The following is a 14,888-nucleotide window of genomic DNA, read 5'->3' as shown; positions in this document are numbered from 1 at the left end:
GGTCGAGCGAGGGGCGTGCGGGATATCCTCCCGTGCGCCCCTTTGCTTTGTGGTGGGTGGGGCGTAGCGGAGGTGTCTGGAAAACGGGGATTTGGAATGACGCACTGGACGATCGGGATCATCGGCGGATCGGGCCTCTATGCCATCGATGCGATGGAGGATGTCGAGACGCTGGTCCTCGACACGCCCTGGGGGGCACCGTCGGATACGCTTGTGCGAGGGCGGATCGGTGCGGTGCGCTTCGTATTCCTGCCGCGTCATGGCCGGGGGCATCGTCTGTCGCCGACCGAGGTTAATGCACGCGCCAATATCCATGCGCTCAAGCTGGCGGGCTGCACCGATGTGCTGGCGATCTCGGCGATCGGGTCGCTGCGCGAAGAATTGCCGCCGGGCCATTTCGTCGCGGTCGACCAGTTCATCGATCGGACCGTGCACCGGGATACCAGCTTCTTCGGATCGGGACTGGTCGCGCACGTGTCGATGGCCGATCCGGTCTGTCCGCGCCTCTCCACGCTCGCCGCCCATGCGGCGGAGCGGGCCGGGGCGTCGGTCGTTCATGGCGGAACCTATCTCGCGATGGAGGGGCCGCAATTCTCGACGCGGGCGGAAAGCCATCTCTACCGGCAATGGGGCGCCGACGTGATCGGCATGACCGCCATGCCCGAGGCCAAGCTCGCGCGCGAGGCCGAGCTTCCCTATGCGTTGATCGGCATGGTCACCGACTATGACTGCTGGCGCGAGGGGGAAGCGCATGTCGAGGTCGACGCGGTGCTGGCACAGCTTGTCGCCAACGCTGCCAAAGCCCGCGCGCTGGTGGTCGAACTGGCGGCGCTGCTGCCGGAGGTGCGGACCGCGTCACCGATCGATACCGTGCTCGATCAGGCGCTGATTACCCATATCTCGCATGTGGATCGGGCCAAGGCGGAAAGCCTCGGCCCGATCGTGTCGCGCGTGCTGGCGGCGCGGGGTGGATGAGGATCAGTCCTCGATGATCTGGCTGTTCTTGCCCGTATCGCGCATCCGCAGATAGACGATCAGCGAGATGCCGATCATCGCGGTGACATACCAGTAGAAGCCCTGCTCGAAGCCCGACCGCTTGAACAGCAGCGCCACCGACTCCGCCGTGCCGCCGAAGATGGTGTTGGCCAGCGCATAGGGCAGGGCGACGCCCAGAGCCCGGATATGGGCGGGGAACAGCTCGGCCTTCACCACCGCGTTGATCGAGGTGTAGCCGGTCACGATGATCAGCGCCCCCATCACCAGCGCACCCGCCACCATCGGATCGCGCGTCGTCTCCAGCGTCGAGAAAATCGGATAGGTGAACAGCACGCCCGCAATGCCGAACGCGACCATCAACGGCTTGCGCCCAATCCGGTCGGACAGGCCGCCCGCTACGGGCTGGAGCAGCATGAAGATGAACAGGGTGACGGCATTGATCTGACTGGCGACCTCACGGCTGAAGCCGCTGGTGTTGACCAGGAACTTTTGCATGTAGATCGAATAGGCATAGAAGGCGAGGGTGCCGCCCGCGGTCAGCAGCATGACCGTCAGCGTTTCCTTCGGGTGCTTGGTGAACAGCTGGATCAGGCCGGACTTGGGCGCGCCCTCCTTCTTGGCATTCTCGAAGCTCTTGGTTTCCGCCAGGCCGCGCCGGATGTAGAAGACCACGACTGCCAGCACCGCGCCCAGCGCGAAGGGAATGCGCCAGCCCCATTCGTCCAGCGCCGCCTCAGTCATCGTCGCCTGAAGGATCAGCAGGACGCAGATGGCCAGCAACTGGCCCGAGATCAGCGTGACATATTGGAACGACGAGAAGAAACCGCGCCGATCCTTGCCCGCCATCTCGGACAGATAGGTCGCACTCGCGCCATATTCGCCGCCGACCGACAGGCCCTGCATCAGGCGCGCCAGCACCAGCAGCGCGGGCGCGGCAAGGCCGATCGTGGCATAGCCCGGCGTCACCGCGATGATCAGCGAGCCCAGGCACATCAGCGTGACCGACAGGGTCAGGCCCGATTTGCGTCCCTTGCGATCGGCATAGATGCCCATCACCCAGGCACCGATCGGACGCATGACGAAGCCCACCGCGAAGACCGCCGCCGCGCTCAGAAGCTGTGCGGTGCGGTTCTCCGACGGGAAGAAATGCGGCGCGAAGTATAGGGTGAAAGCCGAATAGACATACCAGTCGAACCACTCGACCAGATTGCCGGTCGACCCCCCGATGATGGATTTCAGGCGATGCCGACTGGAGTCGGCGGTGGCATAGGACATACTATCTTCTCCCGATTGTTTCTTATTCTCGCGACGTCAGAAGCGGAAGCTGAGCCATCCGGCCCAGAAGTCCGAGCTTTTCAGGTTGGCCCGCTGCAACACGGTGTCCGCCTTGAAGTGTTCGTAACGTCCGACGAACGACAGACGTGGCGTGATGGTCCAGGTCGCCTGCAACCGGGCGACCTCGGCGACCTTCTTGCCGCGCACATTCTGCGTGCCCGCCAGCGCCGCACCGCTCGCGCGATAGACCGCGTCGAACTCGTCCGGTCGCCAGGCAAAACCATATTCGGTCGCCAGGCGCACGCCCTTGATCGGCGTGAAGGTGAAGTTCGGCGCGGCGTACAGCAGGTTGGTCGGCGTCAGGAACAGGCCGTAGCTGTAATAGATATTGTTACCGAACAGGCCGTTGGTCGTGTTCAGCTGGCCTGTGCGCTCATAGGAGCCGCCGCCCGAGCCATAGTCGAAATGAAACCCGACGCGCGGCGCATCGGCCTTCTTGCCCAAGCGATAGGTCTGGGCGACGAAGGCCTGCCATGCCGAGATCGGACGGTTGGCGAACGTGCCCAACTGATGGTTGAGCGTCCAGTCGATATTGACCGGTCCCGCATCGCCATAAGCGTGGAGGCCGAGGAAATAGCGTTCCTCCAGCGCGGTCGTCGGACCCCAGACCGCGCGGCGGTTGCGCAGCCGCCAGATGAAGGGATCGAGATAGAGCTTGGACCCGCCGAACAGCTTGGGCGACAGGCGGAACCCGAAGGTCGCGCCGCTGAAGCGGACGTCGGGGTTGGTCTTGTCGTCGCCGATCCCCTTGAAGCCATAGGTCACGTAGTTGAGATCGAACACATCGACCCGCGCATCCTTGCCGCGCGCATAGGCACGCACGCCGTCGAGCACGAAATAGAGCGTGTTGTTGTCGCGGCCGACGGTCAGCAGCTGCGGCCCGTCGAAGAATTCCTGCCGCCCGGCACGCACCCCGACATCCAGACCCAGCGCCTTGCCCTTCACTTCGGCGAAGAGCTGTTGCACCGCTAGCTGGTTGCGCAGATTGCCGGCGGGCGTGCCCAGGTTGATGCCCTGTAGTTCCGCGCGGCCCAGTTCGCCGAAGACGCGGAAATGATCGCCCAGATGCACATCCGCTCCGCCGACGATGCGGGCGATATCCTGGCGCTGCTGCTCCACCTCTCGCAGATTGGGGTTGGTCGTGATGTTCACGCGAGTGCGCAACTCGCCCGAGAAGGTTACATAGGATTTGCCATCCTCGGTCAGCTTCACGCACTTCAGTGCGTCGATGACATCGTCGCGCTTGGCCGGGTCGCAAAATTTCCGCCAGTCCTCCGCCCAGCGCGACTGGTTATAGCCGCCGACGGTGTTGCCGTCGCCCGCCGCGCTGGTGGGATAGGCGGTGCTGGCCGGACTGGCTGGTTCGGCGGCGGCCTGCGGCGTGACGGTCTGGGCACCGGCGGGCGCGGCGAGCAGTCCCATCACGGTGACGGCAGCCGTACCGGCCAGCCCAACGAACTTCTTCATGACAATCCCCTCACTCGGATCGATCTGCCGTAGCGCCGATCCTTCTTGGCATCCATAACGGGACTGGCCCGGTCGACAGCGTTCGACCGGGCCAGGATGCGTGTCAGGCCATGGCGACCTGTGCCGCCGGAAGGGCGGGCTTGTTGTTCAGCGCGGCGTCAAGCGCGTCCTTGTCGAGTGCGCCTTCCCAACGAGCGACGACGACGGTTGCCACCGCGTTTCCGATGAAGTTGGTCAGGCTGCGGCATTCCGACATGAACCGGTCGATGCCCAGGATCAGCGCCATGCCCGCCAGCGGCACGGTGGGCACGATCGACAGGGTGGCGGCCAGCGTGATGAAGCCCGCACCGGTGACGCCCGCCGCGCCCTTCGAGCTGAGCATCGCGACAAGCAGCAGCGCCAGCTGCTGACCCAGCGACAGGTCCACGCCGCACGCCTGGGCGATGAACAGCGCCGCCAGCGTCATGTAGATGTTGGTGCCGTCCAGGTTGAACGAATAGCCGGTCGGCACGACCAGGCCGACGACCGACTTTTCGCAACCGGCCTTTTCCATCTTCTGGAGCAGGCTGGGCAGCGCGGCTTCGGACGAGGAGGTGCCGAGGACGAGCAGCAGCTCGGCCTTGAGGTAGCGGATCAGCTTCAGGACCGAGAAGCCGTTGAGGCGCGCGATGGTGCCCAGCACGACGACGACGAACAGGATCGAGGTAAGGTAGAAGGTGGCGACCAGCGCACCCAGGCTGACCAGGCTGCCGACGCCATATTTGCCGATGGTAAAGGCGATCGCACCGAAGGCGCCGATGGGCGCGGCGCGCATCAGGATGCCGACCAGACGGAACACGACGACGCTCAGCCGCTCCAGGCTGTTCAGCAGCGGCTTGGCGGGATCGCCGACCAGCGCCATCGCAATGCCGAACAGGATCGCGACCATCAGCACCTGCAGGATATTGCCCTGGGTGAAGGCGCTGACCAGCGTGTCGGGAATGATGCCCAGCAGGAAGCCGGTGATGGTGGTGTCATGCGCCTTGGCGGCATATTCCGTCACCGACCCGGCGTTCAGCGTGGCGGGATCGACATTCATGCCCGCGCCCGGTTGAACGACATTGGCGACGATCAGGCCGACGACCAGCGCGAAGGTCGATACGGTGACGAAGTAGAAAAAGGCCTTGCCCGCGACGCGACCGACCGAGCCGAGTTCGCGCATACCGGCGATGCCGGTGACTACCGTCAGGAAGATGACGGGGGCGATGATCATCTTCACCAATTTGATGAAGCCGTCGCCAAGCGGCTTCAGCGCTTCGCCGAAGCTCGGCCAGAAATGGCCGATGATCGCGCCCAGCGCGATCGCGAATATGACCTGGACGTAAAGATGCGACCAGATCCGCGCCCGCTTGGGCGCCTCTGCTACGGCATAATCTTGGGCGATCATCGCTTTCGTCATCCTCTGCAAAAAGGGTCCGGGCGCGGTGGGCCGCGCTCCGTCTTGCGGACACTGTGCCGGATTGAGGAGCGATTCCAAAATTTTACGGAATTCATTCCAAGCCACTGATATGGTTAGAAAAACTGGTGTGGGAAGGCCGATATCGCGCGAAATTCCGCATGGCCTTGGTCGCTTGGTTGCGATATTCCGCACATATGGCTGACACGTCCTCCCTGACGCTGCGCTACGTCCGGCGATTTGCGTGGCCGGTGATCGCGGTCCTCCTGCTCGCACTGGCGGCATCGCTGGGACTGCGCGTCTATGCGCATCGTCAGGCGATGGCGTCGTTGCGCGCCGATGCGAACCGTATCGCCCGTCAGCAGGAGCGATTGCTCAACAGCGAGTTGCAGCGCTTTCGCCTGCTGCCCATCGTGCTGGCCGAATATCCGGATGTGGGCGCGGCGCTGCGCAATGGGTCGAGCCAGGCCGTCGCGCGACTGAACGAGAAACTGCGCGGGCTGGCCGAGCGGACCGGGGCGCCCGTCATCTATGCCATCGACCGACAGGGGCGGACGATCGCCGCCTCCAATGCGGGCGAACCGGAGAGCTTCGTCGGTCGCGACTATAGCTTCCGCCCCTATTTCCGGCAGGCGTTGCGCACCGGAACGTCGGAATATTTTGCGCTCGGCAATACCAGCCATCGCCCCGGCCTGTTCCTGGCGCGCCGTATCGGTCCCGCAAATGCCCCCGACGGCGTGGTGGTGGTGAAGGTCGAGTTCGCCCGCATCGTCCAGGCCTGGGCCAGCGATCCGGGGCAGACTTTGTTGCTGGACGATCACGGCGTCGTCGTGGTGACGACCGATGGCCAAGCGCAATTCACCCTTACGCGCCCGCTGACCGCGATCGCCCGCGCCGAGATCGCCGAAAGCCAGCAGTTCGGCGAGCGGCAATTGCGCCCCGGTCCCCTGCGGACCATTGGCGACCGGGCGATTGCTCGCGACGGGACCCGCTATGTCGTCGGTCAAAAGCCCGCGCCGCTGCCCGGCTGGCAGTTGATCCATATTCTGCCCTCCGCGCCCGCGATGCAGGAGGCGGATAGCTGGGTCCGGTCGGCCACGGTGCTGATCGTCGTCGGGCTGATCGGACTGACCCTGCTGACGATCTGGCGGCGGACGCGGGCGGAGCGCGCGGCGCTCGCGCGCGAGGCGCTGGAGGCGGAAGTCGCGCGGCGCACCGCCGAGTTGCGCGCCATCAACGATCGCCTGACCGTGGAGATCGCCGAACGTATCCGCGCCGACCAGCGGTTCCGCGCGGCGCGCGAGGAACTGGCGCAGGCCAACCGGCTGGGGTCGCTGGGCTCGATCACGGCGGGCGTCGCGCATGAGATCAACCAGCCGGTGGCGGCGATCCGCACGCTGGCGGACAATGCGCGGACCTTCCTGTCGCGCAGCCAGCCGGACAAGGCGGAAGGCAATCTGGCCACCATCGTTTCGCTGACCGAGCGGATCGGATCGATCGTCCAGGAGATGCGGCGCTTCGCCCGGCGGGGTACGCAAGGACTGGGGCAGGTGTCGCTGGACGAGGTGCTGGACGGCACGATGCTGCTGATCGGCGACCGGTTCCGCAGCGCGGGCGTCGCGCTGGAGCGGCCCCTGGGCGGCGCGCTGCCCATCGTGGTCGCGGGACGGGTGCGGTTGGAACAGGTGCTGGTCAACCTGCTCCAGAACGCGCTGGATGCGGTGGCGGGCCGACCCGATCCGCGCGTCCGCCTGACGGTGGAGGAGCAGGCGGACGGCATCGACCTGACGGTCGAGGATAACGGGCCGGGGCTGGACCCGGCGATCGCGTCGGACATCTTCACCCCCTTCGTCACCGGCAAGCCCGATGGGCTAGGCCTGGGGCTCGGGATCGCGCGGGACATCATGACGGAGTTTGGCGGCATGTTGGAGACCATCCCATCGACCCTTGGCGGGGCGGGCTTCCGGATCAGGATGCGCCGGGTATGAACGATGCGGACATGAGCGTGGGAGGCGCGAGCGGAGGGTTGCGCGTCCTGCTGGTCGATGACGACACGGTGCTTCGCCAGGCTCTGGCCCAGTCGTTCGAGCTGGCCGGGATCGATGTGGAGGCGCATGGCGATCCGCTGGCGGCGCTGGCGACCGTCTCGTCCGATTTTCCGGGCATGGTCGTCTCCGACATTCGGATGCCGGGGATCGACGGGATCGAACTCGCCCGGCGGATCGCCGCGATCGATGCGGAGATACCGGTCATCTTGATGACCGGGCATGGCGACGTGCCGATGGCAGTCGCCGCGTTGAAGCAGGGTGTGTTCGATTTCGTCGCCAAGCCCTTTGCCGCCGATCACCTGATCGCCAGTGCCGAGCGCGGGCTGGAGATGCGGCGGCTGGTCCTCGACAATCGCCGCCTGCGGCTAGCGGCGGAGGAGGCGCAAGGAGCCTATCCGCTGATCGGCGAGACGCCCGCGATGATGCGGTTGCGCGACACGGTGCGGCAGGTGGCGCAGGCCGATGTCGATGTGCTGGTCGAGGGGGAGACGGGGACCGGCAAGGAACTGGTCGCTCTGCTGCTCCACCGCTGGAGTGCGCGGCGGACCCGGCCCTTCGTGGCGGTCGACTGCGCCGCCCTGCCCGAGGCGATCGCCGAGGACGAGCTGTTCGGCCAGGCGCATGGCCGGACGCCGGGGCGGATCGCGGCGGCGCATCGCGGCACGCTGTTCCTGGACGAGGTCGACAGCATGGCCCCCGCGCTGCAAGGCCGGATGCTGCGCGTGGTCGAGGAGCGCGAGGTGCGCGCCATCGGGGCGGAGGACCCGCAACTGCTCGACCTGCGCATCGTCGCGGCGGCCAAGTCCGATCTGGCGCGCGCGGTCGAGGAGGGGCGGTTCCGGGCCGATCTGCTCTATCGCCTGGATGCGGTGCGGCTGCGCGTGCCGCCTTTGCGCGAACGGCGCGCCGATGTGCCGTTGCTCTTCGCCCATTTCCTGCGCGAGGCCGCGGAGCGGTTCGGGCGTGCGGTGCCGATGATCGACGGCGGTATCCAGGCGCGGCTGCTGTCGCACGACTGGCCGGGCAATGTGCGCGAGGTGCGCAACTATGCCAACCGGGTCGCGCTGGGCCTGAGCGGGGAGGGCGGGGAGGCGGGCGATCCGATGCCTTTGCCCGAGCGGGTGGAGCAGTTCGAGGGCGCGACGATCCGCAGCGTGCTGGAGGAGGTGGCGGGCGATGTCCGCGCCGCGCTGGGCGTGCTGGGGATTCCGCGCAAGACATTCTACGACAAGGTCGCCCGGCACGGTATCGACCTGAACGCCTATCGCCCCAATCGCGCTTGACGCCACGCCGGGGGCGGGGGACCATGGCCGCCACGACGCCGACCATCGGCGCGGGGTTAGGAGAATGCCATGGAGGATGCCGCCGCCCGGCTGGCCCGCGATCCGCGCTACATCGCGCTCGTTCGCCGGCGAGGACGCTTTACCACCGTGCTGACGATCATCATGCTGATCGTCTATTTCGGGTTCATCCTGACCATCGCCTTCGACAAGGCCTTGCTCGCCCGCTCGATCAGCGGCGGGGCGACGAGCTGGGGCATCCCCATCGGGCTGGGCGTCATCGCGCTCGCGATCCTGCTGACCGGCCTGTATGTCTGGCGCGCCAATCGCGACTTCGATCCCGTGATCGACCAGTTGCGCGCGGAGGAACGGGCATGAGGCGCGTCGTTCCGGCGCTGGGCGTGCCGCTCGCCCTGCTGCCCGCGTCGGCGGCGAGTGCCCATGCCATCGGCCCGGCGGTGCAGCAGGCGACCAACTGGACCGCGATCGGCATGTTCGCCGCCTTCGTCGCGCTGACGCTGGCGATCACCCGCTGGGCGGCGCGGCGGACGCGGACCGCCTCCGACTTCTATACGGCGGGTGGCGGGATCACCGGCTTCCAGAACGGGCTGGCGATCGCGGGCGATTTCATGTCGGCGGCGTCCTTCCTGGGGATTTCGGCGCAGATCTATGCCGATGGCTATGACGGGCTGATCTATTCGATCGGGTTCCTCGTCGGCTGGCCGATCCTGCTCTTTCTGATGGCGGAGCGGCTGCGTAACCTGGGGCGGTTCACCTTTGCCGATGTCGCCTCCTTCCGCTTCGCGCAGACGCCGGTGCGGATGGTTGCCGCATGCTCGACGCTGCTCGTCGTCCTCTTCTATCTGATCGCGCAGATGGTCGGGGCGGGGCAGTTGATCCGGCTGCTCTTCGGGCTGCCCTATGGCTATGCGGTCGTCATCGTCGGGGTGCTGATGACGCTCTACGTCCTGTTCGGGGGCATGACCGCGACGACCTGGGTCCAGATCGTCAAGGCGATGATGCTGCTCGGCGCGGCGAGCTTCATGGCGATCGCGGTGCTGGCGCGGTTCGGGTTCAGCCCGGAGGCGCTGTTCGCCCGTGCGGTCGATGTGAAGACCGCGCTCGCCGCCCTCGCCGGGGCGGGGCCGGACGAAGCGGTGGCCAAGGGCCGGGCGATCATGGGACCGGGCGGCTTCATCAAGGATCCGATCTCCGCCATCTCGATCGGCGCGGCGCTGATGTTCGGGACCGCGGGATTGCCGCATATCCTGATGCGCTTCTTCACCGTTCCCGATGCCAAGGCAGCGCGCAGTTCGGTGCTGTGGGCGACGGGATGGATCGGCTATTTCTATATCCTGACCTTCGTCATCGGGTTCGGCGCGATCGTGCTGGTGGCGACCGATCCGGGCTTTCTCGATGCCGAAGGCGCACTGCGTGGCGGCAGCAACATGGCCGCTATCCATCTGGCGCAGGCGGTCGGCGGCAATCTGTTCCTGGGCTTTATCTCGGCGGTGGCGTTCGCGACCATCCTGGCGGTGGTGGCGGGGCTGACGCTGTCGGGCGCGTCGGCGGTCAGCCATGACCTTTATGCGACGGTGATCAAGAAGGGGCAGGCGGACTCCGCCTCCGAACTCCGCGTCTCGCGGATCACCGTCCTGGTGCTGGCGGTGGTGGCGATCCTGCTGGGTATCGTATTCGAGAAGCAGAATGTCGCCTTCATGGTCAGCCTGGCCTTCGCGCTGGCGGCTTCGGCCAATTTCCCGGTGCTGCTGCTGTCGCTGCTCTGGTCGGGTTGCACGACACGCGGGGTGGTGGCGGGGGGACTGGTCGGTCTGCTCACCGCGCTGGTCCTGACGATCCTGTCGCCCGCCATCTGGGTGAAGATACTGGGCTATGACGCGCCGATCTTCCCCTATGGTTCGCCGACCATCTTCTCGATGCCGCTCGCCTTCCTGACGATCTGGATCGTGTCGATCACCGACCGCACCGGTCGTGCGGCGGTCGACAGGGCGGGCTATCCGGCACAGCGAGTCCGGTCGGAAACCGGGATCGGCGCCTCGTCCGCCCATCAGCATTGACAGACTGTGCCCGCTGTCTCGGAACGGGGCAGCGGGTAGGATTTTCCGCGCCATTCTGCGGATGCCGAAATGGTGAATGCGGCGTTAACATTTTCACCATGAGACGCCGCCTCATCCTTACCAACGAAGCCGCCCGCCATCCCTTTCGGCGTTCGCTGCCGCCGCCCGTGACCCAAAGGCAGCGGCGCGAGGACGATCAGGATTTCCGCCTGTTCGTCCTCAGCTTCACGGCCTTTTTTATCTGTATCTACAGCTTCCTGCTCTGATCAGGCGGGGTCGACGCATCCGTCATGGCAAGCCCGGTGGAGCCTGAGCGCCAGCCAGGCCGAAACCAGGCACATACCCGCCACCAGGAACAGCATGTTTTCCGGCGTCACGCCCGCCGCGCTGATGCCGAGCACCGCCGCCGAGCCGATCGTCATGGCGAAGCAGTTGACGATGTTGTTCGCCGCCACCGTCCGCGCCGTCTGGTCCTTCTCGACGGTGGTCGTCAGGAACGCATAGAGCGGCACCACGAACATGCCCCCGGTCGTCGCGATGGCGAGCAACGTCGCCAGGATTCCGATCGCGCGCGGCTCGGCCAGAAAGGCCTGCCAGCTATACAGGCCGCCATCGGGGGCAGGCGTCCAGTTGCGGCACAGGATCGAGAAGAGAACCACGAACGCGCCCATCGCGATGACCGAAACGGGGGAGTAGCGCGCCGAAATCTCGCCCTTCAGCATGGTGTTGATGACCACCGATCCGATGGCGACCCCGATCGAGAAGATGGCGATGGCGAGGCTCGCCACCTCCTTGTCGGCGGTCAGGACATTCTTGACCAGCGGCGGGAAGACGATGATCAGCACCGAGCCGATCGTCCAGAAGAAGCTGATGGCCACGATCGCCAGGAACAGCCGCCGGATATGCAGCGTGGCGGCGATCAATCGCCACGACGCGGTGAAGGGGTTGAAGTTGAGCTTCAGCGGCGGCCCTTCGCGCGGGGCTGGGGGCACCTGGCGCGCGGTGAACCAGCCGAGCACCGCGACGACCAGCACGCCCGCCGCCGCCGCCTCGATCGGAACCCAGCCGGCGACGACCGTGCCGAGCAGGATGGCGAGATAGGTCCCCGCCTCGACCAGCCCGGTGCCGCCCAGAATATCGTCGGGCTCCAGATGCTGGGGCAGGATCGCGTATTTGATCGGCCCGAAAAAGGTCGAATGCGTCCCCAGCGCCAGCACGGTGCCCAGCATCAGGCCCAGCCCGATATTGATATAACCGGCCTTGGCGATCATCAGTCCCAAGGCGCCGACGATCATGATGCCGATCTCGGCGGTCTTCACGATGCGGATGATCCGCGCCTTGTCATGGCTGTCCGCCAATTGCCCCGACAGCGCGGAGAGCAGGACGAAGGGCACGATCGACAGGCCGGTGGCGAGCGCGTTGAAGTTCGCCTCCGCATGGGCGTCGTTGAAGATCGCATAGGTCGCGAACAGCACCATCGACGTCTTGAACAGATTGTCGTTGAACGCGCCGAGAAACTGGGTGGTGAACAGCGGCAGGAACCGACGCCGCTTGAGAAGCCCGAGGGCGTTGAGCATAACGAAAAATGGCCCGATCGTGGCAACAGGATGACGACAACATAGCCATGCCCGTCCGCATCGCCAACCGCTTAAAGCGGTTTGTCATGGACGGGCGAGCGGTTAGAAGGCGTCATGCTCACGCTGCCCAACCTTTTGACGCTCTCGCGAATTGTGGCCGTACCCCTGCTCGCGGGGCTGTTGTGGCAGCCCCATTGGGAATGGGGGTACGGCGTCGCCTTCGCGCTCTACTGCCTGATGGGCATCACCGATTATTTCGACGGCTATCTGGCCCGCGCGCAAGGAGCGGTGTCGAAGCTGGGCATGTTCCTCGATCCCATCGCCGACAAGATCATGGTCGCCTCGGTCATCCTCGTCCTCGTCGCGGTGCAGGTAGTCGGCGGGCTGAGCGTCGTCGCCGGGCTCATCATCCTGCTGCGTGAGATCGCGGTGTCGGGCCTTCGCGAGTTCTTGGCGCAATTGCAGGTGTCGGTGCCGGTCTCGCGGCTCGCCAAGTGGAAGACGACGTTGCAGCTCATCGCGCTGGGCGGGCTTATCCTGGGGGGCGCGCTGCCCGGCTGGGCCTGGGTCCATAGCGTCTCGCTCGCCGCGCTCTGGGCGGCGGCGGTGCTGACGCTGATCACCGGCTGGGATTATCTGCGCGTCGGCCTCAAGCATATGGATAGTTGATGACCATTCTCTATTTCGCCTGGGTGCGCGAGCGGATCGGGCTGGCCGAAGAGGCGCTGGCCCTGCCCGACAGCGTGGTGAGTGTCGCCGATCTGATCCGCTGGCTGGCGGCGCGCGGCGGCGGCTATGCCGAGGCGCTGGCCGAGCCCGAGCGGCTGCGCGCGGCGGTCGACCAGAATTTCGTCGGCCTCGACGCCTCGGTCGTCGGCGCGCGCGAGGTGGCGATCTTTCCGCCGGTGACGGGCGGATGATCCGGGTCCATGTCTCGCCCGTCCCGATCGATCTGGCCGCGGAGATGACGCGGGTCGAACAGGGGAATGTCGGCGCGGTGGCGAGCTTTTGCGGGCTGGTCCGTGCCGATGACGGCGTCGATGTGCTGGAACTCGAACATTATCCCGGCGCGACCGAGGCGGCGCTGGACCGGATCGCGCGGACCGCAACCGAGCGCTGGTCGTTGCAGGCGGCGATGATCGTCCACCGGGTCGGTCCGATGCGACCGGGCGAGCGGATCGTGCTGGTCGTCACCGCCGCGCCGCATCGCCGCGACGCGCTGGACGCGTGCGCCTATCTGATCGACCGTCTGAAGACCGACGCGCCCTTCTGGAAGCGTGAGACGCGGGGCGACCGGGCGAGCTGGGTCGAAGCGCGCGAGAGCGACACGGCGGCGGCGTCGCGCTGGCAGGCCTGAGGCAGGCCTGACTTCGGCGGGTGTGAAAAGGCGGAGCCGAAGCCCCGCCTTTCACGTGTCACTGCTTGGTACGATCAGCCGATCTTGGGCACGTTGATGCCGTTGGTCAGATGGACGACGCCGTTGGTCGCGTCGACATCCGCTTTGTCGACATAGGCCTTTTGCCCGTTGACATCGGTCAGCATGATGTTGCCGTTCGGCCCGACCTGCGCGGTCAGCGGCTGTCCGGCGAGCGTGGTCAGCGTCGCGGTGCCGTTCCCGGCGGTGATCTGCGCCTTCAACTGCTCGGCGGTCAGCTTGCCCGCGACGACATGATATTTCAGGATCGTGGCGAGCGTCGCCTTGTTGGCGGGCTGGCTGAGCGTGTCGAGCGCACCAGGGGGCATCCGGCTGAACGCTTCGTCGCTGGGCGCGAAGACGGTGAAGGGGCCGGGGCCGGACAGATCGGCGGTGAGGCCCGCGGTCGCCACCAGCTTGGCCAGCGTGCTGCGGTCGGGGGTGGCGGCCAGGACCTGGACGATGGTGCCGGTGGCGGCGGGCGTCGCCTGCGCCGGAGCGGCGGGGGCTGCCGGGGTCGTTTGGGCAGGCGCGGTTTGGGCGGGGGCCGTCGTGGTCTGGGCCGTCGCCACACCGACACTGGTCAGAGCGGTGGCGGTGGCGAGGATCGCGAAGGTCTTCATCATGAAAGTCATACTCCCGTTCTTCTGGCGGCGGAGCGGGATCGCATCGCGCCGCATGGTGAAGGGCAGACCGGCGATGCGTCAGCGAAACGACCGGTCTGCGGGGAGTAACGCACTTAATCCAGTTTTGGCACCAAAACGCCGTTGACGATGTGGATGACGCCGTTCGCCTGGGCCAGATCGCCCGCCTCGATATAGCTTCTGTTGCCGCCAGCATCGGTCAGGGTGATGACCGACTGGGTCATGGTGACGGTCAGGGGTTCGCCTTGCACGGTCATGATCGTCGCGGTGCCGCCGCCCGCCACGATCCGCCGCTGCAACTCGGCGACGCCGACCGTCCCGGGCAGCATATGGAAGCGAAGCAGCCGGACGAGCGAATCGCGATTGGCGGGTTGCAGCAGCTGCTCCTGCACGCCGGGGGCGAGGCGCCCGAACGCCTCGTTGGACGGCGCGAACAGTGTATAGGGCCCCGGTCCCGCCAACGTGGTCGCCAGACCCGACGCACGGACGGCGGCGACCAGCGAGGATAGCGAGGGCGTGGCGGCGGCATTGTCCAGAATGGTCCGGGTCGGCGCCATCGCCTGATCCGGCATCATCGGCGCTTCGGCGGGGGCGGGCGCGGCGGTGGAGGGGGT

15 protein-coding genes are annotated in these 14,888 nt (G+C 66.4%); 9 read left to right on the top strand and 6 right to left on the bottom strand.

Features of this window, described 5'->3' with window-relative positions:
• Positions 1-96 precede the first annotated feature (96 nt).
• Entirely contained in the window at positions 97-975 is an 879-nt protein-coding gene (mtnP, locus tag SM191_RS00075; protein ID WP_341504391.1) for an S-methyl-5'-thioadenosine phosphorylase, read from the top strand.
• Between the two features lie 3 nt (positions 976-978).
• Here the strand turns inward: mtnP and SM191_RS00070 are convergent, their stop codons facing one another.
• From SM191_RS00070 to SM191_RS00060, 3 genes are all read right to left on the bottom strand, one after another.
• Positions 979-2,271, bottom strand: coding sequence for an MFS transporter (locus SM191_RS00070; RefSeq protein WP_341504390.1), 1,293 nt, complete (start codon positions 2,269-2,271; stop codon positions 979-981).
• Between the two features lie 36 nt (positions 2,272-2,307).
• Entirely contained in the window at positions 2,308-3,798 is a 1,491-nt protein-coding gene (locus SM191_RS00065; RefSeq protein ID WP_307000781.1) for an alginate export family protein, read from the bottom strand.
• Positions 3,799-3,901: 103 nt separating this feature from the next.
• Positions 3,902-5,224, bottom strand: coding sequence for a dicarboxylate/amino acid:cation symporter (locus tag SM191_RS00060; RefSeq protein ID WP_341504389.1), 1,323 nt, complete (start codon positions 5,222-5,224; stop codon positions 3,902-3,904).
• 206 nt (positions 5,225-5,430) lie between these two features.
• Between SM191_RS00060 and SM191_RS00055 the strand changes: the two genes are divergently transcribed.
• From SM191_RS00055 to SM191_RS00035, 5 genes are all read left to right on the top strand, one after another.
• A complete protein-coding gene (locus SM191_RS00055; RefSeq protein WP_341504388.1) occupies positions 5,431-7,221 on the top strand; it encodes a sensor histidine kinase in 1,791 nt (596 codons plus the stop codon).
• An 11-nt stretch (positions 7,222-7,232) separates the two neighbouring features.
• A complete protein-coding gene (locus SM191_RS00050; RefSeq protein ID WP_341504387.1) occupies positions 7,233-8,564 on the top strand; it encodes a sigma-54-dependent transcriptional regulator in 1,332 nt (443 codons plus the stop codon).
• A gap of 69 nt (positions 8,565-8,633) precedes the next feature.
• Positions 8,634-8,939 carry a DUF485 domain-containing protein gene (locus SM191_RS00045; RefSeq protein WP_341504386.1) on the top strand — a complete coding sequence of 102 codons (306 nt, stop codon included), beginning with the start codon at positions 8,634-8,636 and terminating at the stop codon, positions 8,937-8,939.
• Positions 8,936-10,639 carry a cation acetate symporter gene (locus SM191_RS00040; protein ID WP_341504385.1) on the top strand — a complete coding sequence of 568 codons (1,704 nt, stop codon included), beginning with the start codon at positions 8,936-8,938 and terminating at the stop codon, positions 10,637-10,639. The genes SM191_RS00045 and SM191_RS00040 overlap by 4 nt, the downstream gene beginning before the upstream one ends.
• 98 nt (positions 10,640-10,737) lie before the next feature.
• Positions 10,738-10,905, top strand: a complete 168-nt coding sequence (locus SM191_RS00035) for a hypothetical protein (RefSeq protein WP_307000769.1) — start codon at positions 10,738-10,740, stop codon at positions 10,903-10,905.
• On the opposite strand, the gene SM191_RS00030 is transcribed toward SM191_RS00035, so the two are convergent.
• The gene (locus SM191_RS00030; protein ID WP_307000767.1) at positions 10,906-12,216 is read right to left on the bottom strand and encodes an MFS transporter; all 1,311 of its coding nucleotides are present in this window, start codon (positions 12,214-12,216) and stop codon (positions 10,906-10,908) included.
• A gap of 114 nt (positions 12,217-12,330) precedes the next feature.
• Between SM191_RS00030 and pgsA the strand changes: the two genes are divergently transcribed.
• Genes pgsA through SM191_RS00015 form a run of 3 tightly spaced genes read left to right on the top strand, consistent with a single transcriptional unit; the run spans position 12,331 to position 13,573 of the window.
• Complete coding sequence (pgsA, locus tag SM191_RS00025) at positions 12,331-12,885, top strand: CDP-diacylglycerol--glycerol-3-phosphate 3-phosphatidyltransferase (RefSeq protein ID WP_341504384.1); 555 nt, start codon at positions 12,331-12,333, stop codon at positions 12,883-12,885.
• A complete protein-coding gene (gene moaD, locus SM191_RS00020; protein ID WP_341504383.1) occupies positions 12,885-13,136 on the top strand; it encodes a molybdopterin converting factor subunit 1 in 252 nt (83 codons plus the stop codon). The genes pgsA and moaD overlap by 1 nt, the downstream gene beginning before the upstream one ends.
• The gene (locus SM191_RS00015; RefSeq protein ID WP_341504382.1) at positions 13,133-13,573 is read left to right on the top strand and encodes a molybdenum cofactor biosynthesis protein MoaE; all 441 of its coding nucleotides are present in this window, start codon (positions 13,133-13,135) and stop codon (positions 13,571-13,573) included. The genes moaD and SM191_RS00015 overlap by 4 nt, the downstream gene beginning before the upstream one ends.
• Before the next feature lie 74 nt (positions 13,574-13,647).
• On the opposite strand, the gene SM191_RS00010 is transcribed toward SM191_RS00015, so the two are convergent.
• Together SM191_RS00010 and SM191_RS00005 are read right to left on the bottom strand one after the other, a co-directional pair.
• On the bottom strand, positions 13,648-14,265 hold the full coding sequence (locus tag SM191_RS00010; protein ID WP_341504381.1) for a fasciclin domain-containing protein: 618 nt from the start codon (positions 14,263-14,265) through the stop codon (positions 13,648-13,650).
• 104 nt (positions 14,266-14,369) lie between these two features.
• Positions 14,370-14,888 (bottom strand): fasciclin domain-containing protein (locus SM191_RS00005; protein ID WP_341504380.1); only part of this gene is annotated, 519 nt, incomplete at its 5' end.

The organism is Sphingomonas sp. 2378 (assembly GCF_038084995.1).
In the GTDB taxonomy this organism is placed as follows: Bacteria; Pseudomonadota; Alphaproteobacteria; order Sphingomonadales; family Sphingomonadaceae; genus Sphingomonas.
Note: the sequence above shows the minus strand (reverse complement) of the source record. Positions and strands in the feature narration are given on the sequence as shown.